The 21,946-nt window shown below is 68.1% G+C and carries 16 protein-coding genes and 2 pseudogenes; 6 read left to right on the top strand and 12 right to left on the bottom strand.

All coding sequences use genetic code 11. From position 1 onward, the window contains the following. Positions 1 to 3: 3 nt before the first annotated feature. Positions 4 to 1,902 (top strand): hypothetical protein, encoded by a 1,899-nt coding sequence (locus U9979_RS08115; protein ID WP_322778877.1) that lies wholly within the window; start codon positions 4 to 6, stop codon positions 1,900 to 1,902. A gap of 117 nt (positions 1,903 to 2,019) precedes the next feature. Beyond that, positions 2,020 to 2,229, top strand: a complete 210-nt coding sequence (locus U9979_RS08110; protein ID WP_322778876.1) for a hypothetical protein — start codon at positions 2,020 to 2,022, stop codon at positions 2,227 to 2,229. A 410-nt stretch (positions 2,230 to 2,639) separates the two neighbouring features. Here the strand turns inward: U9979_RS08110 and U9979_RS08105 are convergent, their stop codons facing one another. From U9979_RS08105 to U9979_RS08075, 7 genes are all read right to left on the bottom strand, one after another. Further along, complete coding sequence (locus tag U9979_RS08105; RefSeq protein WP_322778883.1) at positions 2,640 to 2,978, bottom strand: DUF6036 family nucleotidyltransferase; 339 nt, start codon at positions 2,976 to 2,978, stop codon at positions 2,640 to 2,642. A gap of 200 nt (positions 2,979 to 3,178) precedes the next feature. Further along, positions 3,179 to 3,844 (bottom strand): excisionase family DNA-binding protein, encoded by a 666-nt coding sequence (locus tag U9979_RS08100; protein WP_322778875.1) that lies wholly within the window; start codon positions 3,842 to 3,844, stop codon positions 3,179 to 3,181. Between the two features lie 72 nt (positions 3,845 to 3,916). Further along, a complete protein-coding gene (locus U9979_RS08095; RefSeq protein WP_416219712.1) occupies positions 3,917 to 4,987 on the bottom strand; it encodes a type III polyketide synthase in 1,071 nt (356 codons plus the stop codon). Between the two features lie 347 nt (positions 4,988 to 5,334). Further along, complete coding sequence (locus tag U9979_RS08090; protein ID WP_322778873.1) at positions 5,335 to 6,189, bottom strand: UbiA family prenyltransferase; 855 nt, start codon at positions 6,187 to 6,189, stop codon at positions 5,335 to 5,337. Positions 6,190 to 6,197: 8 nt separating this feature from the next. After that, positions 6,198 to 8,657 carry an ATP-binding cassette domain-containing protein gene (locus tag U9979_RS08085; RefSeq protein WP_416219707.1) on the bottom strand — a complete coding sequence of 820 codons (2,460 nt, stop codon included), beginning with the start codon at positions 8,655 to 8,657 and terminating at the stop codon, positions 6,198 to 6,200. A gap of 94 nt (positions 8,658 to 8,751) precedes the next feature. Next, positions 8,752 to 10,413 carry a dynamin family protein gene (locus U9979_RS08080; protein ID WP_322778871.1) on the bottom strand — a complete coding sequence of 554 codons (1,662 nt, stop codon included), beginning with the start codon at positions 10,411 to 10,413 and terminating at the stop codon, positions 8,752 to 8,754. After that, positions 10,410 to 12,188: a dynamin family protein gene (locus tag U9979_RS08075; protein ID WP_322778870.1), complete on the bottom strand. Its 1,779-nt coding sequence runs from the start codon at positions 12,186 to 12,188 to the stop codon at positions 10,410 to 10,412. Before U9979_RS08075 ends, U9979_RS08080 begins: the two co-directional genes overlap by 4 nt. Before the next feature lie 197 nt (positions 12,189 to 12,385). On the opposite strand from U9979_RS08075, the gene U9979_RS08070 reads away from it, so the two are divergent. After that, complete coding sequence (locus U9979_RS08070; RefSeq protein WP_322767744.1) at positions 12,386 to 13,060, top strand: response regulator transcription factor; 675 nt, start codon at positions 12,386 to 12,388, stop codon at positions 13,058 to 13,060. 10 nt (positions 13,061 to 13,070) lie between these two features. Here the strand turns inward: U9979_RS08070 and U9979_RS08065 are convergent, their stop codons facing one another. Next, a complete protein-coding gene (locus tag U9979_RS08065) occupies positions 13,071 to 14,627 on the bottom strand; it encodes an NlpC/P60 family protein (RefSeq protein ID WP_322778869.1) in 1,557 nt (518 codons plus the stop codon). A 143-nt stretch (positions 14,628 to 14,770) separates the two neighbouring features. Here U9979_RS08065 and U9979_RS08060 point away from each other — a divergent pair, with 143 nt between their 5' ends. Together U9979_RS08060 and U9979_RS08055 are read left to right on the top strand one after the other, a co-directional pair. Continuing rightward, entirely contained in the window at positions 14,771 to 15,460 is a 690-nt protein-coding gene (locus tag U9979_RS08060) for a DUF4255 domain-containing protein (protein WP_322751382.1), read from the top strand. Between the two features lie 3 nt (positions 15,461 to 15,463). Further along, a complete protein-coding gene (locus tag U9979_RS08055) occupies positions 15,464 to 17,599 on the top strand; it encodes an ATP-binding protein (RefSeq protein ID WP_322778868.1) in 2,136 nt (711 codons plus the stop codon). A gap of 46 nt (positions 17,600 to 17,645) precedes the next feature. Here the strand turns inward: U9979_RS08055 and U9979_RS08050 are convergent. The 3 genes and pseudogenes from U9979_RS08050 to U9979_RS08040 all read right to left on the bottom strand — a co-directional run. Next, positions 17,646 to 18,099 (bottom strand): annotated as a pseudogene (locus tag U9979_RS08050) (transposase); the annotation flags it as partial. 319 nt (positions 18,100 to 18,418) lie between these two features. Then, positions 18,419 to 19,843: an ATP-binding protein gene (locus U9979_RS08045; protein WP_322778867.1), complete on the bottom strand. Its 1,425-nt coding sequence runs from the start codon at positions 19,841 to 19,843 to the stop codon at positions 18,419 to 18,421. Positions 19,844 to 19,961: 118 nt separating this feature from the next. Further along, positions 19,962 to 20,873, bottom strand: coding sequence for a sigma-70 family RNA polymerase sigma factor (locus tag U9979_RS08040; RefSeq protein ID WP_322778866.1), 912 nt, complete (start codon positions 20,871 to 20,873; stop codon positions 19,962 to 19,964). Positions 20,874 to 20,956: 83 nt separating this feature from the next. Here U9979_RS08040 and U9979_RS08035 point away from each other — a divergent pair, with 83 nt between their 5' ends. Further along, a complete protein-coding gene (locus tag U9979_RS08035) occupies positions 20,957 to 21,412 on the top strand; it encodes a carboxymuconolactone decarboxylase family protein (protein WP_416210758.1) in 456 nt (151 codons plus the stop codon). Here U9979_RS08035 and U9979_RS08030 read toward each other — a convergent pair. Further along, positions 21,372 to 21,946, bottom strand: a pseudogene (locus tag U9979_RS08030) (hypothetical protein); the annotation flags it as partial. The gene U9979_RS08035 and the pseudogene U9979_RS08030 overlap by 41 nt on opposite strands.

The raw sequence follows: 21,946 nt of genomic DNA, 5'->3' as shown, positions 1-21,946 counted from the left end.
CGGATGCCGGAGACGTCGGCACGGTCGCAGAGCCCTTCGGAACGCCATGAGCCGGCGCGTCCGGTCGTTGCCCGCAACCCTGGCCACGGTTCAGCTGAGCGTGCCGAGCTCGGCACGCTGCAACGCACAGCCGGTAATCGCGCGACGGCCGCCCTTCTCCGAGGTGGGATCAACGGTGCTACGGCGTCAACCTTGGAGCCGCTTGTGACAGCGCCGCTCGGTCCGACCCTCCAAAGGGCGCCAATCGTCCAGCGGTCGTGGATCGGGGACCGGATCGGCTGGGTGCGAAACGGCACGCGCGACGGGAACTGGGAAACGGAGGATCCGCCCGGGGCGTACCATGTGTTGAACGGCCTGTCGATGGACGACATGGTCCGGGTGCTGCGGGCACTGACGTCGGCCGAGCGGGCGAAGCTGGCCGCCAACCTTGAGGAAAACGGTGGTCGTTCCGACCGTTCCCGGATCCACCTCGCGATCACCAACGCCTCGACCTCAACGGCCGACCCGGCTTTCCGGGAGCTCAGCGAAAACCTGCACTGGGCGATCCGCAGCGGCAACTTCACCAGCCCGCCGAACGGCGCGTTCAACATTCTTGCGGCGGCGACCGCGGCCCAGCAGTCCCGTCTGGCCGCGGCACTGAACCGCGACGCTCTTGATGCTCTGATTGACCGCCGGGACGAGGCGGCGGCCGTTCCCGGTGCGCCGGGTGCGCTGACGGTCATCGAACGCAGACGTGGAACCCTGGGGTCGACAAGTCGTGAACAGCGCCTGACGGACCTCATCGACGGCGGAGCCTGGGCGCAGTTTTTCGCCGAATTCAACGGGATGCAGGAGTTCGACCAGCTGCGGTTCCTGCGTGGTCATTCGGGTGCCATCCCTCCGATCCGTGACAATATCCGGAGGGCGGACGGGATCGGTGACCCCGTCCGGATTCTCTACCTGCTGGAAAGGGCCACGACGCCCGCGTTGAGAGCCCTGTATGTCGACGCAATGGTTAGCAGGTACTCCTGGCAGCCCAAATACCGGGTAGCTCACCCGGCGGACCTCTCGAACATCATCCGGTTCAGTGATCTGGCGGACGTCGAGCTGGATATCAGCACAATCGGCGACAACCAGATGGGTGCGCAGGAGGCCGACAGGCAGTTCCGCGAGGCGGTACCGGGGCCCGGCGGCTTTCTGTGGCCCGAGGTCCGCAACCGCAGCACGCTACCGGTCCTGTGGCAGGTCAAGCAGCTGGTCCGGGAACAGCAGTGGACGCTGCTGGGGGACGAGGTCCTGCAGCAGGGAATCTTCGTCGTCCAGTACCTGATGGATGTCGTTCTTCCCGTCGCGCACACTTCGGCGATCCAGTCGCTCGGGGCACTGCGGGGGGCATCGCTCAGCGGTCGCTGGATGCAGGGTTCGCAGGTTGTCCGAGGTAAGACTGCGGGTGGGACAGTGCCGCCCGCGCCGCCGACCGCTCCCAGGACTCCAACGATCTGGGGCCAAGGCAATGCAATTCAGGGCAGGGGTGCAGAAGCCGCCTTGAAGTCCGTTACGCCTGGTACTCATTTCTACGGCAACTTCGACCGGTTCGACCGCGCTGTCTATTCATCCCGTGGGCCGAGCGCGCCCGCACTGGAGGTCGGCCAGCTCAAGTCGATCGACACGGCGAGAAAATCGTACCAGGGCGCGGGGTTGAACAGAGTCATCGAGAATGCGGCGGGTGACATCGCCGGGGTTGGCGAGAGTACCTGGGAAAAAGGAGGCCACACCATGACCATCGGACCACAGACCCGGCGGGTAGTGGACGTTGCGATCCCGGACACCCCCTTGACAGCGGCGCAGGAAGCGGCAATCGCCGAGGCGGTGGCTGGTTCGGCGAGCATGGGGGTCGAGGTACGCATTTATCGAGTCCCCTGACCTCGCTGACGCGGATTTCCACGCCGCTGCCACGCCGGCATCACGTCTTCCCCCGCGACCACCCTCGCACATCGAGTTTGCGTCGCGCATCCCTGAAGGATGGGGCCGGTCACGACGGTGCGCGGATTGTTTCCACTGCTTCTGGGCATGCAGGAGTTGGCAGGGGCGGGGGCCGACGGGGCTGTCCGCCGTCGGGCGCTGGACCTGCTCACATCGATGGATGACGACCCGACAGGTCTCGATGCGTTGCTCGCTGGGATCGACCCCGGCGACGATACAGAGTTCGCGCGGTTACTGGAGCGGGCGAGGATCGAACTGGAATACTAAGAGCGACCGGCGCGCCATCTGTAGCAGGCGCCGTACTGACACCATTCCATTCCAGCTCGGGTACCGGCCGGGGATCAGGCAAGATCACGGCTGTTGATTAAATGACTACAGATGCTTGCCCGAACAGGCACCGACCGATCTGAACGCTGTGATCGACGCGGATTTGTTGTTGTGTACGCTTTTCGGCCCGCTGGGCGTACACAGCAACAAACTAACGCCGATCATGCAATGGTAGGCGCATGGTCGCCGTTCGGCGGAGCTGCGCCACGCTTCAGCGGGTCACCCATGGTAATTTAATCGGCGATCAGTCTTCGCCGTCTGTCGCGGTGAGCAGGCCTTCGTAGGTGCGGCAGCGTGGCGGGTGGGCGGCGAGCCGATTCTCGCTGAGCCGGCGTGGCTGATTGGTTGCGCTACGAGGCGGGAAGGTGCATAGTGATCCAGGAACGGAGTCGCTGCACGATCATCGGATGGGTCTCGAGTGTTTCGATGCGGTCGCGGAGAATTTCCGGATCGACGGGTCGTTCGTGAACCAGGGCGTCGGCGAACGCGAAGTCCTTCGTTCGTCCGGCTACCAGCTTGGACACCACGCAGTCATGGGGGTCCAGGCAGTGTCCTCGTCCTGGTGCTGTATTCGGCGTTTCCACGATAATTATGCGTTCACGCCATCCTTCGGGCAGTACGGCGGTCGAGACGCTGACGCCCTGGGCGTAGTAGCCGAATGTTTCATGAAAGGGTGAAAGTTCGCCGATCGCACCGTCGACCAGATCCGCCTTCGTTTCGTCGACATCGTCGAAGAAGGCGATGTCGACCTCGATCGAGGCTGTCGATTCTTCTGGCAGTCAGTCCTCGGGAATGGCCCCGAGAACCGACTGGCTGCCGATGACGAGAATCTCTGGATCAGCGGCGATGCTTGACGCCGTCCTGAGTACGTGCTCGAGTTGTTCGCGTCTCACGCGGTGCGCTCGCGGTGCCACCAGGAACGGAATGCGGCCAGGGCCGCCTGTCGCTCCTGCTCGGACAGCACATCGGCGAACGGCGAGTTCTGCCGAAGCTCGACAGCCTGTGGCGACCGCGACACCAGTACGTCGAAGACGGCCTCGGTCCCCGCGTCCAGCGCTGCCTGCCACTGGCCGAGCCAGCGTGCCGCCATGCCGGTCGGATGCACCCGCTGCAGTTTTTCCAGGTTCGCTCGTGCTTTGTTCAAGGTCCCGTCGGGGTCGAGCGCCAATCGGCCCGCCACTGCGCGGTGCAACCACAACCCGCGTGCCTGGTCACGGGTCAGCGTGCCGCCGGCGAAGGCCTCGACGTCGGCACGGCGAAGTCGCCGATGGCTGCCCACCGTCTCGAACGGCACCATCCCGCGTCGACATAGATCAACCACGTGTTGACGGGACGTGCCCAACAGCATCGCGGCCTGCCCTGTGGTCAGCCATGCCTGGCCGACCGTCACCATGTTCACGAGCACCATGATCTCCACTATCCCCAAAAAACACAAACTGATCGCGGCGGTCACGGCCCAGAGCGGCAGGATTTTCGACCCGCCCACACCGTGATCGGCACGAGTTTGTTGGTAGGTACGCTTTTCGGCCCGCTGGGCGTACACAGCAACAAACAAACGCCGATCTTGCAATATAGATGATCATAAAATGGCGGTGATCGTGTAATGGTAGGCGTTCGGGGTAGGCGTTCAACGTGCTCTCAGGAGCATGTTCCACAGGGTCAGGCCAGGGCCGAAGGCCATCGCCACCACGGGGTCCCCGGGGCGCAGCTGCGCGTTCCGCCGAAGCTGCTGGAGAACCAGGGGCACCGTCGCCGACGAACAGTTGCCGTGGGTGTCGAGGATCTCGTGGCTCGCGGCGGTCTGGTCGGCCCGTAATCCGAGTTTCTCCGCCACCACGTTCACGATGCGCGGTCCGCCGGGGTGTATCGCCCACCCGGCGACGTCGTCGACGTCAAGTCCGTGCCGGCCCAGGAGCGCCCTGGTCGCCTTCTCGACATGCAGTGCCAGGACGTCGGGCACCTTTGCCGACAGGCCCATCCGGAAGCCGTGGTCGGTGACCGTCCAGGTCATCAGGGACGCCGATGACGGGTCGGTGACGGACTCGGTGTCGATGACCTCCAGGCCTCCGTTGACATCCCCTCCGCTGACATCCGGTTCCAGGACCACGGCGCAGGCCGCGTCCCCGAACAGCGCGTGCGCGACGATCTGCTCGACATCGCGCTCAGCCCCGGGACCGAACGGCTGTACGTGCAGCGACGGCAGCTCGACGCACAGGACCACCGCGGGTCGTCCCCGCGCACGCACGTAGTCGGTGGCCGTCGACAGCGCCGGCAGCGCCGCGTAGCAGCCCATGTGGCCGATGAAGAGCCGCTGGGTGGTGGGCGGCATCCCCAGCTCGGCGGCCAGCGCGATGTCGAGGCCAGGGGTTGCATAGCCGGTGCACGAGACGACGACGAACAGTCCGACGTCGGCGGGATGCAGGCCGGCGTTGGTGAGCGCGTTGCGCACCGCCTCCCGGCCCAGCGGATGGGCCGCGCTGACATACCGGCGCATCCGGGTGCCGGTGGTCCATTCGCTTGCGTCCTCGACCCGGGGATCCACCACACCGTGACGGGTGCTCACGCCGCAACCGAGAAAAATCCGCTGGGCGGTCCGATTGTCATTGTAACGGTGAGCGAACACTTCGTCCCACAGTGCCTGCTGGCCCATCGGCGGCGGGAACGCGGCACCCTGCCCGGTCAGCACCGCCGTGTGCATCCGGTTGGTGGTCGTGATTTTCGGTACGGGGTGCGGCCGTTGTCGAGGTGGCCGGGCCGTTCGAAGGAGCTGCGCTGACGGTTCCGGCCCGATGATGGTGCCCGGGTTCGTTCGTGTCTGGCTGGACATCCGGCTTTACCCCTCCGTACACCGAGCACAAGGTAGAGGTTCTACGTGTCCTTTTCATAATGAGTATCGGCCGTCGGATGACGTTCGCTTGTTGGCGATTTCGTTGTGTCTGATACAAGTCACCGTCCGGCATCGATTTCAGTCGGGCCGGGGCTTGACATTCGAACCGGTTGCGACCGGTAGGTGGTTCCGGGCTGTTGCGCTGGAAGCCGGTGTTTTCAGACCAGGTTGGGTCCGGCCGCCACCAGCAGCCCCACATCGGCGAGCGCGACCGCGAGGATGACGCGAAAAGCCCCACGTCCGACCGGTGGTGGATTCCCCCGGTTGGATTCGTTCACCAGGACCGCGACGACGGCGACACCGGTCACGGCGAGCCCCGCGATCGCCGTCGGACCGACCGATCCCGGGCCGAAAGCGATCACCACGGACGCGGCCGCGAGCAGTGTCACGGCCAGCCACAACGACCAGCGCGCCCCGACCCGGTGCGGCACACCGCGCACGCCGGCACGCAGGTCGTCGTCGAGGTCGGGCAGAACGTTGGCGAAGTGCCCCCCGCAGCCCAGCAGGGCGCCGGCCAGTAGCAGCCACCAGGCAGGCAGGGGATGGCCGGGTAGGCCCAGGACGATGAAGGCGGGCAGCAGCGCATAGGCGACGGCGAACGGGAGCAGCGACGCGGCCGTGCCCTTCACCCCCATGTTGTACAGCCAGGCCAGCGCGACCGCGATCAGGTGCGCGGTGGCCGCCCGCCACCCGGACAGCAGGGACAGGGGTACGCACGCCGCCAGGGTGACCACCGCGGCGAGGCCCACCGTCCGGGCAGGCAGGGCGCCGAGCGCCACCGGTTTGTCGTCCCGCCCGCTGGATGCGTCCCGGACCCGGTCGAAGTAGTCGTTGCTCCACCCGACCGAGAGCTGGCCGGTCCCCACGGCGAGGGCTACCGCGACGACACCGGCCACCGACCGTCCGCTGGAGGCCGCGAGCGCGGTGGCGATCAGCGTGACCGCCGCGGACGGCTCGGGATGGCTGGTGCGTGCGAGGTCGCCCGCGAGGTCGCGGACGACGGCGTGACTCATCGCGTTACTCATGATGACGAGGTCTTTTTTCTCATCGACAGCGGGCCCCGCCGAGTGGACACCTTGGGATCGAGACGTCGTAGTAACAGGGCGCAGGCACCCACCGCCAGACACCCGACGCCGACACCCGCCACGATGTCGGTGATGTAGACGTGACCGGCATGCACCCACAGCGGATCGACCGGGCCCCGGGAGAAGGGGGCGTCGCCGAGTTTCACCACGTCATTGAGGTCGGCCGAGGATGCGATCGCCGCGTAGCCCCAGCGGGCCGGCATGAGATAGCTGAGCTGTTGCAGACCCAGTTTGCCTTCCAGCGGGACGAGCCCGCCGCTGAAAACGACCTGCGACATGGTGGTCATCACCAGCAGCGGCATGGTCTTGTCCGCATTGTCGACCCAGGCGGAAATCGCCAGGCCGAGCATTGCCGACGATATCGAGATCATGGTCACCGCCAGGATGACCTCCAGCATGGGCACGCTGAGTGCGACCGCCTGGCGCGGTGTGCGGTTGGTCATTCCGATCATCGTGAAGACGATGCTCTGCAGCGTGGTGATGATGACGAGGACGACGACCTTCGACCCGAGGTAGGCCGTGATCGAGAGGCCGATGGCCCGCTCTCGCCGGTAGATCGCCTTCTCCTTGACGATCTCCCGGATCGAGTTCGCCATTCCCATGAAGCACGCGCAGAGCACGACCACGAGGAGCAGCATCTGCGCATCGACGTTCGGTATGCCGTTGGGCAGCGGGTCCAGGCGGTGCGGCGCCGGTCCGACCCGGGGGAGTATGCCCAGCAGGAACGGAAATGCCACGATCAGCCAGAGGTAGGAGCGGTCCGAGGTGATGACGCTCAGCTGGCGGCGGCTCAGCGTCGCTATCTGTGAGAAAAGGGACTGTTGCCGTGCGCTTGGCAGCGCCGTCGGTATCGGGCGCGCGGGCGGTGCCGTGACGGACGCCGGGACGAAGTACTCGGAGTTCCGGAACCGATCCGCCAGCTCGATAGGTGAGGCGGATTCCAACATCTGGAAGACGTCCGGCCACGAGTTCTTCCCGAGGAAGGTGAGGGCGCTTTTCGGCGGGCCGAAATAAGCGGTACGCCCGCCCTTGGCAAGCACAAGAATATAGTCACAGATATCGAGCTGTGCAACACTGTGGGTCACCACCACGATGGTCCGACCACCGTCGGCCAGCGTCCGCAGTGCGCCCATCACGTTCTGGTCCATGCCGGGGTCGAGGCCGGAGGTGGGCTCGTCCAGGAACAGCAGCGTCGGTCTGGTCAGCAGTTCCAGCGCCACGCTGGTGCGTTTGCGTTGCCCACCGGACAGGTTCTGCACAGCGACATCCGCGCGCTGGTCGAGCCCCAGTTCGCGGAGAACCTCGTCGACGCGTTCCCGGCGCTCGTCCTTTGTGGTGTCCGGAGGGAAGCGTAGCCGCGCGCCGTATTCCAGCGCCTTGCGGACCGTCAGCGTGGTGTGGAGAAGGTCATCCTGCGGGACATGCCCGATTCGCCGGCGTAGTTCGCTGTATTCGGCGTACATGTCCCGGCCGGCATAGCGGACGGTGCCGTCGTCGGCCGGTCGGAAACCAGTCAGCGCGTTCAGCAGGGTCGACTTGCCCGAGCCGCTGGGGCCGATGACGGCCAGCAATGCCCGCCCAGGTAGTCGGAAGCTCACGTCATGCATGATCTGCATGTCCTTGACGAAGACGTTGAGGCCGTCAGCCTCGAAGGTGACGTCCCCGGAGTCGAGATATTCGACCAGCGTGTCGCCTTCGAGCTGGAAAAGATGATGGCCGACGGCGATGATGTCGCGTTGGGCGACGGCCTCCCGGCTGATCTTCCTGCCGTTGAGGAATGTCCCGTTTGCCGAGTCGAGATCGACGACATGTACGCCGCTCTGGCCGACGAAAATCTCGGCATGGCGTCGGGAGGCGAGCAGGTCGGCCACGACGATGTCGTTGTCCCGGGACCGCCCCATCGACATCGTCCCCCGCCGGAGCGGGTAGGTGTTGCGCCGGCCGTGTTCGCGTTCCAGCCTCGTTATACCGTTGGCCGCGGTGGTGGCCGTGGCAGTGGCGGCGGCGGCGACCGCCTGCCGGTCGCGTTCGTACTCGGGGCTGCCGCGCCAGACCGTGGACATCTCCGAGCGCGGATCGAGCTCCGGCTGTTTCGGGATGTCCGCCACGACCGGCAGCATCACGAGCTCGGGGCCGTCGAGCGCGCCGAGCCGGAGTCGTACCTCGCCCCGCACGGTGATCTGCTGGACGCGTTCTCCGTCCACCCAGGTTCCGTACGAGCTGACGTCCTTCGCGGTCCATTCAGAATTGGTGCACGTAATTTCCACGTGGCGGCGCGAAACCTGGCGGTCTAACAGCACCAGGTCGGATCCCTTCCCCCGACCTACCACAAAAGGGCGATCACCTGTTATGATCACTTCCCCTATACTGCTGACGATTCTCAGCGGCGTTGACACGCTGTTCCCCCTTCGACCGTGCGCCGCGACTCCGTGCGGGCGTGTCCGCACCGTCCTGGCCAGATGCCCACTACCTGATATGGCTATTATGATTCTACCCGTATGACCGGAATGCGGCCGATCGACGAGATTCGCACGGTGTCCAGCATGGCACGCGATGGTCAGCATGGCACAGTGCGGCAGTCCGCCTGTCGGTTACGGTGAAGTCCGCGGTCGGTCGGCCGGTCGGTCGGCCGGTCGGTCGTGCGATGTCATCCCCGGTGAGCAGGCCTTCGCAGGTGCGGCGCAGCGTCGCTGCGGCGCGGCGCAGCGGACGGGAGGCGAGCCGGTTCTCGCTGAGCCGGCGGTAGCGGTCGAGAGTAGTGAGCAACGCGGCTCGGATGTCGTCGGCGGGGGTATCCGGTGGCAGGCCGAGCCGGGCGGTCACCTCGCCGCCCGCAGCGCCCAGCAGCAGCTCGATCGCCTCCCGCTGGTCGTCGTCCACGTCGACCTCGCCCAGACGCAGATCACCGAACAGTTTCAGTTCGGCCAGCGCGTGGGCGCCCGCTTCAAGGCGTTCCCGGCGGGTCCGTAATGTGTCTGCCGACGGGATCGGGTGGGCGTCGAGCACGGCGTCCAGGCGGCGCAGCGCGGTCTGGGCCTTGAGGACGTCGGCCCGGTCGGTGAACTGACGCTCCAGTAGTGCCCGCAGTTCGGGCAGACCGCTGCGGTGCGCAAGCTCGGTGACCAGCCCGGTCGCGTCGGTGACCAGCCCCGGCCGGATCAGCGCAACGGCGAGCTGGACCCCGGCGAGCCCGAGCCGGCCCAGCAGCATGGACCGATCATCGAGCGCCGCCTCGATCCGCGGGTTCGCCGCGCGGAAGCGGTCCACCGACAGCAGCAGGGGGACACCGTCCACCGTCGGCTGGCCGGCGACGGACGCCAGGGCCGCGAACTCGCGGTCACCGAGCCACGTGCCGCACTGGGCGAGCAGACCCGCCACCGGCACGACCGTCTGTACCAGCGCCCGGACCCGGGGGTCGCGGCCCATGCCCGCGGTGACCTGGTGCGCGAGGTCGATTGATGCGGCGTTGCCAGGCGCTATCTCATCCGCCCGGGACAGCACACCGATCGCGTGCGCCGGGGCGGTGTCGCGCAGCCCGGTCTGGCGGAAGGACTCCAGGAAGCTCACGTCCGCGGCGTGCAGATGCCGCATCAGGTAGATCACGGCGTCCGCCCCACCGTGGTACCCGGCGTCCTCGGCTGCCTCGCCGGACGGTACGAGAAATGCGTGACTTCGGCGTGACACCTCGGTTGACAGTGATGCGATACCCGGGGTGTCGATGAGCGTGAGGTGGCGCAGTTGCGCGCTCGGCAGCGCCACCCGCAGTCGTTCGACGTCCTCGGCGGCGTACGGCCCCAGGTCGATCCGGGCGCCGCCCGGCCCTCGGTGCAGCCCGACCTCCACCGTGGTGGCGGCACCGCTGTTGCCCGGCCGGCGTTCAGGCCACAGGTCCGCCCGGGCCGCGTGCCGGGGACCATGGTGGTACCAGGTCACCACCCGGGTGCACTCGCCGGCGTCGGTAGCCGCGATCTGTTCGCCGACCAGAGCGTTGAGCAGGGTGGACTTCCCCGCCTTGACCCGGCCGGCGATGGCGACCCGTAACGGACCGTCCAGGGACCGCAGCTCTCGGCGCAGGACGGGTTCGGCCGGGCTGCCCCGGTACGCCTCGGCGGCATCGGTCAACAGCGCCTGGACATCCGAGCGCAGGGTCACCGGCGCTGCCCTGCCAGGAGCTCCAGGCGGTTGATCTCCGTGTTGAGCTCGGCGAGTCGCCGTTGGCTGCGGACATCGGTCGCCTTGATCTCAAGGGCGGCCGATTCGAGGTTGCGTCCGGCCGATGTTCTGAGCTCGGCCGCGCGTTCGGTGAAGACGTTTCCCAGCTGAAAATAGATGTCCTGCTGGGCGCGCCGGGAGTCCGTGTGCGCCAGCTGCCAGGCTTTCTGGAGGTAGTCTTCCCCCGCGCCTTTCGCCTGCGCCCGATGGGTTGAAAGCTGATTCTCCCGGGACGTACGCAGCGTACGTTTCGCGACCACGAACATGACCGCCCCGCCGACCGGTGCCACGATCGGGGCGAGCGAGAGCCCCGCGAGTGCGCCGAATGCTGCGAGCAGGTGGATGGGCATCATGCCGATCGCGCCGCTGCGCAGGGCCTGAGTCCAGCGCGCCCCGCGCCCGTCGGTGCGGAATTGCGGGTCTGTGCCCTCAGCCGCCGGCCGTCCCGACGTCGGCGAGGCCAGCGAGGCCAGCGAGGCCAGGGACGTCATCGCGGGGATCTCGGGTAGGGCGCTGGTGGCTGCCTCGTCGGTGTGAAAGACGCTGACAACCTGCTCGGCCAGCGCGGCAGCTTCAGCTCTCAGCATCGTGCGGTGCGCCATGAGCTCGCGGTTGGCCTGTTCGCACAGCCAGGCGCGCAGTTCGTCCCAGCCCTGCACCAGGTCAGCACTGGTCGCCACGCGTTTCCTGAACTCGCCGGTGACGGCCTGCAGCCGCTGATTGAGGTCGTCGTCCACCCGTCGTTCCAGCTGGGTGTTGCCGTCCCGGAGAATCCGCTGCCACCTCGCCGCCGCCGTGGTCATCGTGTGGGCGCGTGCCTGCGCCGCCTCCAGCCGGAGCCGCAGGGTATTTCTGACGGCCGGATCGGCACGCGCGGCCCGTTCCACCACCAACTCAGCCATGATCTGGGCGAGGGCGTCGCGCGCTGCCTCATCCGCGTCACGCCGCGCCCGCGCCCGACACTGCTCGACGAGCTCGGAGCGGATGTGGACGGCGAACGCCGGATAGCCCGATTCTGCGTCGACCTCGGGCGCATCGGCGCGCAGGCCGTGGTCGCGCAGCGGCGCGGACAGCGGAAATACCGGTGCCGCGATCCCGACCCGGTGTAGATGCCCGCGGTCGAGGTCGAGAATGCGTCGCCATTCGGGGTAGAAGTCAATCTTGGTCAGGGCGCAGACGACGACCGGACAGTGCTGTGCCGCCCCGCGCAGGAAAGCCAGCTCCGGCTCGGTGTACTCCTGGCTGGCGTCCGAGACGAACACGACCGCGTCGGCATCGGAGACGGCTCGCAGGGTCGCGGCAGCGCGAGCGTCGGTGAGGCCGCCGTTCACCCCGGGCGTGTCGACGATTATCAGTCCGGACGCCAGAAGTTCATTCGGGACGCCGATCTCCACGCCGCAACCGGCCGACTGGTCGATCACGGTTTCCGTGCGGGCGGGCGCGTGCTGGATCATTGTGGGCATCATGGTCGCCCCGATCGGGTCGACTGCGCAGACCTGCAGGTTCAGCAGCGCATTGACCAGCGAGCTCTTTCCCTTCTTGAACTCACCGACCACCACCACCTGGCATGACGTCGCGGTCAGCCGCGTGCGTTCCCGGGCCAGCCGGGCCTGTAGGTCGGCGCGCCGGTGTCGGCCGGCCTCGCGAATGACCGCGTCCAGCAGGGACGTGTCCAGCAGCGACGCCTCCGGGGGGTCGGCTGCGACGGCGCTCACAGGCACTTCACTGTCATCTCATAGATCTCCGTCCGGTACGTGCGAGCCACGCCTGACCTGCATCTTGAGTCAGTCTTGAGTGCCGATTGAGTGCCGATTGAGTACAACGTGAGTGCGCCTTCGCGCAATGAGTTTTTCTTGAGAGCGATGTGAGATACCTGGTCCTGCCGGTCACGCGAAGCATCAGGGGGATAGCCATGAGCCGACCGATACACGTCCTGCTCCATGCCAGTGACCCGATCACCCGGGCTGGTCTTGCTGCGCAGCTTGCGGGCTGTCCGGATGTCGATCTCATTGACGCGGGCCCGGGCCCCGCCGCCGGCCTGCCGGCGTCCTGCGGCGGGGACACGACGGTCGATGTCGCGCTGGTCGATGTCGCGCTGGTCAGCGTCGACACCGTTGACAAGCGGACGTTCGACCTCATCCGCGGTCTGTATCAGGCCGGAACGCCGGTGGTCCTCATCGTGACCGATCTGGATTTCGCCGATGTGACGGCCGTGGTGGAAGCGGGTATCACGGCGCTGATCCGGCGCGCCGGCGCCACCCCGGATCAGGTGCTGGCCGCGATTCGCGGGGCGGCCAGCGGCGAGGGTTTCCTGCCGCCCGACCTCCTCGGCGGGCTGCTCAGCCAGGTGCGCCACGTCCAGTGCCAGGTGCTCACGCCACGTGGTCTCACCCTGTCGGGCATCTCCGAACGGGAGCGGGACGTGCTCCGGTTGGTCAGCGAGGGGTGCGACACCCGCGAGATCGGTCGGCAGCTCTGCTACTCCGAACGCACCGTCAAGAACGTCCTCCAGGACGTCACCCGCCGGTACGGCCTGCGTAACCGGTCCCACGCGGTCGCCTACGCGCTACGACAGGGTCTGCTCTGACCGGACGCTCTTACAGGGCCGGCAGGTGCGAGCCGCCATCGTCGGCGAGGTCCGCTCCGGTGCCCGTACTCGGGTGACCGCCCAGATGGCTGTCGTCGGGATGGGCACCCACGTGACCGCTCGACAGCGCGCCAATGCTCGACGTGCCCGGTCCAGCGAGCAGACCGTGCACATCGGACGGGTCGAGGAGGTTGAGGTGCGCGTGGTACTCCGCCCCGTCGGTCACCCCGTCACCGTCGGTGTCTGCGTTATCGGGTGAGCTGCCGAGGATGCGTTCCAGAGCGTCGGTGAGGCCGTCTGCGTCGGTGTCGCTGTCGGTGTCAGTGCGGGTTGTGGCGGTGGAAGCGGCGCCGATCGCGCCGTCGAGCCGGCCGGTGTGGGCCGTGTCCGGATCGCTCGGGTTCGTTCCCAGCGCCAGCTCGATGGAATCCGGTACGCCGTCGGAGTCGGTGTCCGCGGACAACGGATTGGTGTGCAGGTGCAGTATTTCGTAGGCATCTGACAGACCGTCATCGTCGGAGTCGGTCCGGGTGGGGTCCGTCCCGAGGTGCCGTTCGAGTGCATCGGTGAGGCCGTCGGCATCGGTGTCGGTCCCGTCGGCCGCCGCCACTGAGCCAGCCGCGTCGGTTCTGGACGGTGTGTCGCTGCCCGGCACTGCGGAGATGCCGGGTATCAGCGCCGCGCGGGTCATCCAGCGTCCGGCGTCGTTGAACACCCCCACGCCGTCCCGAGGGTTGCGCGCCTCAATGGTGCGACCGTCCCCCAGACTGATCGCGACATGTGCTGTGGCCGGTTCCCCGCTGCCGCGGCCCGCGTCGTCGGAGAACTGGAACAGCAGTGCGCCGGGGGTATGCAGCGCCTGCTCGACGGAGATCTCCATGCCTTCGCCGCGCAGGCTTGAATACTGCGCCCACGCGCCGTCGGGGATGTCGTGGCCGGCCTGGTGAGCAGCCCACTGCGTCAGCTCGGAGCAGTCGAACGTGGTCGGGTCGGGGTCGTCGAGGTTCACTTCGGCGCCGAAGACGTAGTGGTCGCCGGACTGCCGAAGCGCCGCGTCCAGGAACCGGCGGGTCGTGTCGGAGCCCGCTGCGGTCTCGCCGTTCACATGCGCGTGGCCGCCGGCATCCGCGGGTCCGTGCGTGCCACCGGGACCGTCGCCGGCGGCGAGCGGGTGGCCGTAGCCCGGGGTCCCCGTCCACGAGCCCAGGCCGGAACCGTCGCCGGCTTCGACCGACGCGTGCTGGGCGTGCGTCTTGAAGTCGAGGTATCTGGCGTTCGCGCCGTGGTGGGTCGACGTCCAGGGTGAGACGTCCCGGCCCTGCCGCGACACCTCATAGGCGAGCTGGGCGTTGATCTTCGGGTCGTACAGGTCGCGGTCCCGCCACTGTGGATGGGCGTTGAGGTTGATCTGCCACAGCCCGCGGGAGTCCTCACCGTGGGAGTTGTGGGAACTGCTGTTGCCGCCGGACTCCGCCAACGCGACGGCGGTCATCGTCGTCGCCTGGTCGGGGGAGAACCCCGCGCCCCGGGCGAAGCCGTAGATCTGCGTCGGATTGTAGATCGCCACGGCATCGACGGTACGCGCGTGGTGACGATTGTGGAACAGCCTGATGTACCGGCAATCCGTGCCGGCACGCGTGCCCGATGAGGCAGCCGGAGGGCGCGGTTGGCTCCTTGTCCTGACGTCCGCGGTGAGAGACGGTGACGGAGATGATCCATGACGTTGACGCGACGCTGGCCGCCTTGCTGACCGCGGAGGCCCTGCCCGCAGGCGAGGCCGAGGTGGTCTTCGACGCGCCGACCCGGGACTGGGCGAGCCGCCTCAACGGCCCGTGCGTGGACGTCTTCCTCTACGACATCCGTGAGGACGTCGGGCGCCGGGAGATCGCGGCCGAGCCGGTCCGCAACACCGAGGGGCGTGTTGTCGCCCGCCGGCCGCCGCCACGGCGGTTCCGGCTGTCCTACCTGCTCACCGCGTGGACCCGGCGCCCCGAGGACGAACACCGGCTGCTGTCCCAACTGCTGGGCGCGCTGCTGCGCCACGACCGGGTACCCACCGGGCATCTGCGTGGCCAGCTGTCCGCCCAGCCGTTGCCCGTACTGTTGCAGCTTGCCCTGCCGCCCGGCGCAGACCGGGGCATCGCCGACGTCTGGAACGCCCTCGGCGGCGAGCTGAAACCATCCCTCGATCTCGTGGTGGTGGCACCGTTCGACCCGGCACCGGTGGTCCCAATCGGCCCGCCGGTGTTGGAGAAGCCGTACCTGGATGTCCGCCGTTCCCCGGTGGATCCGCGTGCGCAACGGGCCCCCGACGCGGCCGATCCAGCTGGGCTTCCAGCTGCGGGCGTCCGTTCGCCTGGCACGGGTAACGGCAGGGCCGCTCGGATCGCGGAGCTGTAGGCGGTGCTGTCCCCATCCCGATCCCCGTCCCTGGCTGATCTGATCGGACGGCTGGCCGCGGTCGAGGAACGGGTGCGCGCCGCGGTAGCGGCTCGGCGCGCGGTGGACCCCGAACCAGACGATGCGTTCCGCGGTCTTTACCTGAGCGACGAGCAGGCCGACCGCCTGCTCGAGCCCGGCTATCCGGGACGGCTACGAGCGTCGTCCAACGAGGGGATGTCGCCGGCGGACGCCGACGGCGCGCGTGCGGACCGGTTGGAGCGCGATGCGCCCGAGGCTGCCGGTGAGGAACTGCGGTTGCCGACGCTTGCCCGCCGATGTGGGCTGACCGGCCTGGACGTCGACATCCTGCTGGTCGCCCTCGCTCCGGATCTCGAGTCCCGGTTCGAGAAGCTTTACGGCTACCTGCACGACGACGTGAGCCGGCGGCGGGCCAGCCCGGGTCTGGCCCTGGAACTGGGTGGGCGTTCGCCGCTGGACGCCGCCGCGCGGGCGCGCTGCGGGCGCAACGGGGCGCTGGTGGCCGCCGGGCTGCTCGTCGTCGAGGACGCAGACCGTCCGTTTCTGACCCGGTCGCTGCGGGTGCCAGACCGGGTGGCGGCGTTCCTGCTGGGTGACGACGGGCCCGAACCCGGGCTTGGCGCCGTACTCGTCGACCCGCCCGATGTGGGCGGCGCCATCGTCGACAGACTGGCCCGCGCGCTCACCGCCGGGGTGTCCCTTACCTACCTGCGCCAGCTCCCGGGAGGCGACGCGCTCACGGTCGCCGCGTCGGCCTGCCGCCGGGCGGGGCTGGCGGTGCTAGCGGCCCAGCTCGGCGCCGCCTCGACCACCACCGACGGACCGGACCCGGCGGTCCTGGCCGAGGCGGTCCGGGAGGCCCGGTTGCGCGGCGCCGTGCTGGTCGCCGGGCCCCTCGACGCCCAGTCCGCCGCCGCGGTGGCCGGCCTGGTCACGTCCGTTCAAGGCACGTCAAAGTTCTCGCCGCAGATCGTGCTGTTCGGACGCGGCGGGTGGGAGCCGGAAACGCCCGGCCCCGCACCTCTGAGCTGCGACGTTGAACCGCTGCCAGCCGCCGAACAGGCGGCGCTGTGGTCGGCCGAGCTGGGCGGGTCAACCCAGGCCGGCGAGCTGGCCGCGTTCCGCCTCACCCCCCGGCAGGTACGCCGAACGGTTGCCGCAGCCCGTGCCCTGGCCGCCGCAGGCACCGGCCGCGAGATCAGCCGCGAGATCAGCCGCGAAATCGGCATTGACATCAGAACCGAGCATCTCGTGGCCGCGGCCCGGGCGCAGAACGCCACCGGTCTGGAACGGCTCGCGCGCCGGGTACAGCCATCGGTGACCTGGGACGACCTCGTGCTGCCCGCGCGGACGGGCATCGCGCTGCGTCACCTCGCGGGCCGCTCCGCCCATCGTGGCACCGTGCTCGACGACTGGGGTCTGCGCCGTGGCGGCGGCCGTGGGGAAGGCGTGACCTCGCTGTTCGCCGGGGAGTCCGGCACCGGCAAGACCATGGCGGCCGAGGTCGTCGCCGGCTCGCTGGGCGTCGACCTGTACGTCATCGACCTGTCGGTGGTCGTCGACAAGTACATCGGGGAGACCGAGAAGAACCTGGAAAGGATCTTCGTCGGCGCCGAGGGGCTCAACGCCGTGCTGTTCTTCGACGAGGCCGACGCCCTGTTCGGCAAGCGCTCGGAGGTGTCCGACGCCCGGGACCGCTATGCCAACGTCGAGGTGGCCTACCTGCTGCAGCGGATGGAGTCCTTCGACGGAACGGCCATCCTGGCCACGAACCTGGCGGCCAACCTGGACGAGGCGTTCCGGCGACGGCTGTCCGTGGTCGTCGAGTTCACCCGGCCGGAGGAGACCGAACGCCGCGAACTGTGGCGGCGGATGCTGCGCTGTGTCCCGCTGGCCGACGACGTCGACCTGGACTTCTGCGGGCGGGCGTTCACACTGGCCGGCGGGGACATCCGCAACGCGGTCGTCACCGCTGCCTACCTCGGGGCGGCGAACGGCCGGGTGGTCGACATGCGTGACCTGGTGACGGCGATCAGCCTGGAGTACCGCAAACTCGGTCGCCTCTGTCTCCCCGACGAGTTCGGTCCCTATGCGGACGTCCTGCACGCGCGTGATTAGCGTGGACCCTGCTTCTGCGAGAGCCTGTTTTGAATCTTGATTTCGGCTACTCTCCGTGTTGCCGGACTGGCCAGCGGGGTGCGGTTCGTCGGCGGGTGACGCGGCGGAGCATGGTGCGGATCATTGCCCAGTGGATGAACGTCTCGGAGATGGCGGGCTTTCTTTCGTGGTCGCGGGCGAGGCGACGGTGCGCGGTTATCCATGCGAGGGTGCGTTCGGCGACCCGTCGTTTCGGCGGGACCTCGAAGCGGTGCTGTCCCGGCCGTTTCCGGACGATCTCCACGGTGGTTTTCGTGATGTCGTGGGCCCAGGCGACGAACCGTCCGGCGAAGCCGCCGTCGGCGAACACCACGTGGGCTCGCCGGTGGGCGAGGTAGTGATCGGCCGGGATCGGCCGGGATCCGCCGGTCGCCGGCACGGTCCTGGACACTGGCGGGAACGACGAGGACGCAGAGCAGGAGCCCGAGGGTATCGGTGATGATGAACCGCTTGCGGCCGTCTTTCGATACCGGCGGCAGGAGCGGCTCCACCACCGCACACTCCGCATCCGTCAGGTCCGAGGGGAGCCATGAGCACGTGCCATGACCTGCCTCTACCAGACCCACCGCCACCGAAACCCAGCACCGCCAGACCACGCTCCGCACACACCAACAAGATCCAAAATAGGCACTTAACGATGTGAATCTGATGCTCCTACCACAACACCAGATTCACATCGTTCTCAAAGAGCGCCCGGCAACGGTACCGCGAGGATAGCGCCCGAGAACAGGCGCCGAGGCGCTGGGTGCCTGCCCTAATGGGCACCCACAGGAGGGGAGTTCAGGTGTCGATCAGGTAGCAGAGAATTCCCGCGGGCACCGCCCAAGGCCCGCTCTCCTCTTGGGTGTCCAGGACATTACGGGTAACCAATAGTCCGTCGTACCCGGACGCGCTGATGGTGGCGGTCGCACCTCGCCAGGTGCCCCCCTCGACGTACTTGCTCTCCACCGCCGTGCCGGCCAGTTGCTCGGCGACGAAGTCGATCTCATGACGGGACGAGGTACGCAGGTGGAACAGAAACAGGTCCTCGGCCCATCCGACACCGCGGGCATGGGCACAGCGCTGCAGGGCCAGGCCGGTCTGCATCTCAGCGAGCACGGTGAGGTCGATGTCGGATCGGGCGGGGTTGCGCAGGTGAGCCAGCCGCGCAACCAGTGGATCGATTGCGTACAGTTTGTCCTGGGCGCGTTCCCTGGCCGTCCAGGCACGTTCTGCCTTCTGCGGGCAGTGCCAGAGCAGGTAGGCGTCGCCGAGATAGCGGACGTGGCGAGCTACCACGTCGTGTTTGAGATCCAGGTCAGCACCGATCCTGCTCATGTTGGCGGGAGCCGCCATCGACCGCATGAGTCGTTCCACCAGGGCAGCGGTGCCGGTCTGGCTGAGCTGGGACGCCGAGAAAGCGTCGCGGAACACGACGTTGAAGACGTCGTCGATGAACCACGCCGGCACCGGTTCACCGGCGCGGGCCGCCGCCACGGCAATCGGGAATCCGCCGTACATCAGATAGGTCTCCCAGGCGAGCACCAGATCGTCCAGCCACGGCAACAGATCGGCGTATGTTCTACGGGCCGCCTCTCCCCGCAGGTGGGCGAGGTCGACAGCGGGAAGGTCCGGCAGGTGGGGTCGCAGCAGCCGCGCGAAGCTCCGGAACCCCAGCGGCAGCAGGGTGCGGTCGCCATGGTCGATGCGTCCGCGTCGGCCGGCGAGCACGCCTGCGGACGCGGTCAGGCCCGCCGCGTTCGACCCGGTCAACACCACGGTGGCCACCGCGAACTCGGGGTCGTTGTCCCGCAACCACTTGATCTGCGCCGCCCAGTCACCGGTCGTCCCGGTGATCTCATCGAACAACCACCACCGTGCCGTGCCAATCGGTACCGGTGGCAGCGCGGTGTTCTGGACGACCGTCCGCAGGTCCTCCGCCGACCACACGTCCGCCGCGATCCGCACGATCGCCTGCGGTGGCGTCCCGCGTCTGACCAGATCGACGATGGTCTGCTTCACGGCCACCGTCTTGCCCACCCGGCGAGGTCCCCGCAGCAGGTAGAGACCCCCGTCGACCAGCCCGTCCAGACATGGTGACCGGTACCCGAGGCCGGTGTCGCGCACGGCGCGCAGGTCCGGATCCGTCGCTGCCCACTCGACGGTCCGCCACCACGGATTCGTGCGGGCCAGCTCCTGGGCAACCTGCCCGATCTTCGTGCCCATACGGCCACTCTACATTCCTCCGCGTCGCACCCTGAGGAAATGCCAATTCTTCAGGGTGCCACGCGGAGGAATGTAGACGCTGCTTCGGTGACCTGGTCTCCGAGCGCCATTCCCCGGTTCAGGAGTCCATACCCGCCGGCACATCGCCGATGATCGTGATGTCGAGCCCACCGACCAGCTCGGGATCGGACAGCAGGTCGATCGCGACGATCTTCCCAGCGATGATCGTGAAGTTGAACACGACCCGCGGTGTTCCGCGCGGAGCCCACACGGCGCCCATGGCTCCGTCGATGAGAGCCGGTTGTGCGGCTCGGGCGCGCCCCGAGAACGTGTCGACCACGGCCGCCGCCCCGTGGACCTCCTCGGCCAGGGCTGGCGCACCCGCGGCCCGCCTGGCCGCGGCGGCCTGCACGGCGGCCAGGTCGGCGCGGAGCACGACGTCCGGGTCGAGAAGTGCGAGCAGCGCGTCGAAGTCGCCGTTGCGCGATGCGGCGAGGAAGGCCTCGACAACCGCACGCTGGCGGGTCAGATCCGTGGGGGTTGTGGGTGTGCCCTGTACCCGGCGACGCGCGCGGCTGGCCAGCTGCCGTGTCGCCGCCGGGGACCGCTCGACGATGGGAGCGATCTCGCTGAAGGGGACGGCGAACATGTCGTGCAGCACGAACGAGAGCCGTTCGGCGGGCACCAGCGTGTCGAGCACGACGAGCAGCGCGGAGCCCACCGAGTCGGCCAGGATCGCCTGGCGTTCGGGATCGATCCCGTCGACCGGGTCAGGTACGTGCTCGTCCAGCGGTTCCTCCCGCCGGGACCTGCGTGACTGCAGCATGTTCAGGCAGACCCGCGCGACGATCGTGGTCAGCCAGCCACGCAGGTTCGCCACGCCGCTGGTGTCGGAGCGGCTGAACCGCAGCCAGGCGTCCTGTACCGCGTCGTCGGCCTCGGCCTGCGAGCCGAGCATCCGGTAGGCCACCGCCCCCAGATGCGTGCGGCTTTCCTCGAAACGCTCTGCCAGCCACTGCTGTTCGTCCATCGGTCACATTCCTCCGTCGCGGCCTGTCATACCAGTGACCGACGAAACCCGCCTGATGTGACAGGCCTTGGAGGAGAGCAGCCATGGAACCACGGATGAAGAACCCAGCGATGATCATTCCCGGTGCGATGCAGGCCATCGGGGCCCTGAACGCGTCGATCGAGCAGAGCGGTGTGCCGGCGGCGACGCTCGCGCTGGTCCACCTGCGCGCGAGCCAGATCAACGGCTGCAGCTCCTGCGTGGACGGGGGGGCACGCAGCGCCAGGAAGGCGGGCGAGACCGACGAGCGGCTGTTCGCGGTGGCGGCCTGGCGGGCGGCGCCGTACTTCACCGATGCCGAACGTGCGGCGCTGGCGCTCACCGAGGCTGTCACGCGGCTCAGCGACCGGGCGGACCCGGTGCCGGACGAGCTCTGGGACGACGCCGCCCGGCACTTTGACGAGCAGGCGCTCGCGGCCCTGATCCTCTCGATCGCGACGACCAACGTGTTCAACCGCATCAACGTCGCCACCAGGCAGGTGGCGGGAGCCTGGGGCTGAGCGACATCGCTGGCGGCGCTGGTCCCCGCGCCGCCAGCCACCGCGACCGGCCAGTGGAAGCAGAACAGGAACTGATCTTCGTCCGGGGTCGCGACGCCGAGAACCTGATCTGCGATCGGGCGCAGGTCGGTGCCGCAGGTCGGTGCCGCAGGTCGGTGCCGCGGGGCGGCATCGGATAGGTGATCCGGCTGCCGTCGGGCGCCGGGAAATTGGTGTAGATCCCACTCCATCCGAGAAAGGCCACGCCGTCGAAGGTGCGGTGGTTGGCCTGCTGAACGGCGAGCAGGCAGCCGCCCATGGATTGGCTCATTCCAGCGACCTTCGTGACGTCGATCGGCGGGATATCCGACGCCAGCGTGCCGGCGCCGAGTCTCGCGACGATCTCCTCGACGGTGGCATGGTTGGCGGCCGCAAGGTTCTCATAGGTCAGTGCCAGGGGATCGTCGGGCCTGGCGCTGTCGCCGACGAACAAATGGTCACAGGCCACGAAGACGAAACCGGCGGCTGTGTGATACTCGGCTTGGCTGAAGTCAT

The sequence above is a fragment of the Protofrankia sp. Cas4 genome, from assembly GCF_963555915.1.
Taxonomy (GTDB): Bacteria; Actinomycetota; Actinomycetes; order Frankiales; family Frankiaceae; genus Protofrankia.
This window is presented reverse-complemented; position numbering and strand designations above follow the sequence as displayed.

What these genes read in the sequence shown, in the direction of transcription:
- U9979_RS08115 (WP_322778877.1), top strand. Translation starts at nt 4, where the DNA reads ATGCCGGAGACGTCGGCACGGTCGCAGAGCCCTTCGGAACGCCATGAG.
- U9979_RS08095 (WP_416219712.1), bottom strand. Translation starts at nt 4,987, where the DNA reads ATGCACACGGCGGTGCTGACCGGGCAGGGTGCCGCGTTCCCGCCGCCG.
- U9979_RS08090 (WP_322778873.1), bottom strand. Translation starts at nt 6,189, where the DNA reads ATGAGTCACGCCGTCGTCCGCGACCTCGCGGGCGACCTCGCACGCACC.
- U9979_RS08070 (WP_322767744.1), top strand. Translation starts at nt 12,386, where the DNA reads ATGAGCCGACCGATACACGTCCTGCTCCATGCCAGTGACCCGATCACC.
- U9979_RS08060 (WP_322751382.1), top strand. Translation starts at nt 14,771, where the DNA reads ATGATCCATGACGTTGACGCGACGCTGGCCGCCTTGCTGACCGCGGAG.
- U9979_RS08045 (WP_322778867.1), bottom strand. Translation starts at nt 19,843, where the DNA reads ATGGGCACGAAGATCGGGCAGGTTGCCCAGGAGCTGGCCCGCACGAAT.
- U9979_RS08040 (WP_322778866.1), bottom strand. Translation starts at nt 20,873, where the DNA reads ATGGACGAACAGCAGTGGCTGGCAGAGCGTTTCGAGGAAAGCCGCACG.
- U9979_RS08035 (WP_416210758.1), top strand. Translation starts at nt 20,957, where the DNA reads ATGGAACCACGGATGAAGAACCCAGCGATGATCATTCCCGGTGCGATG.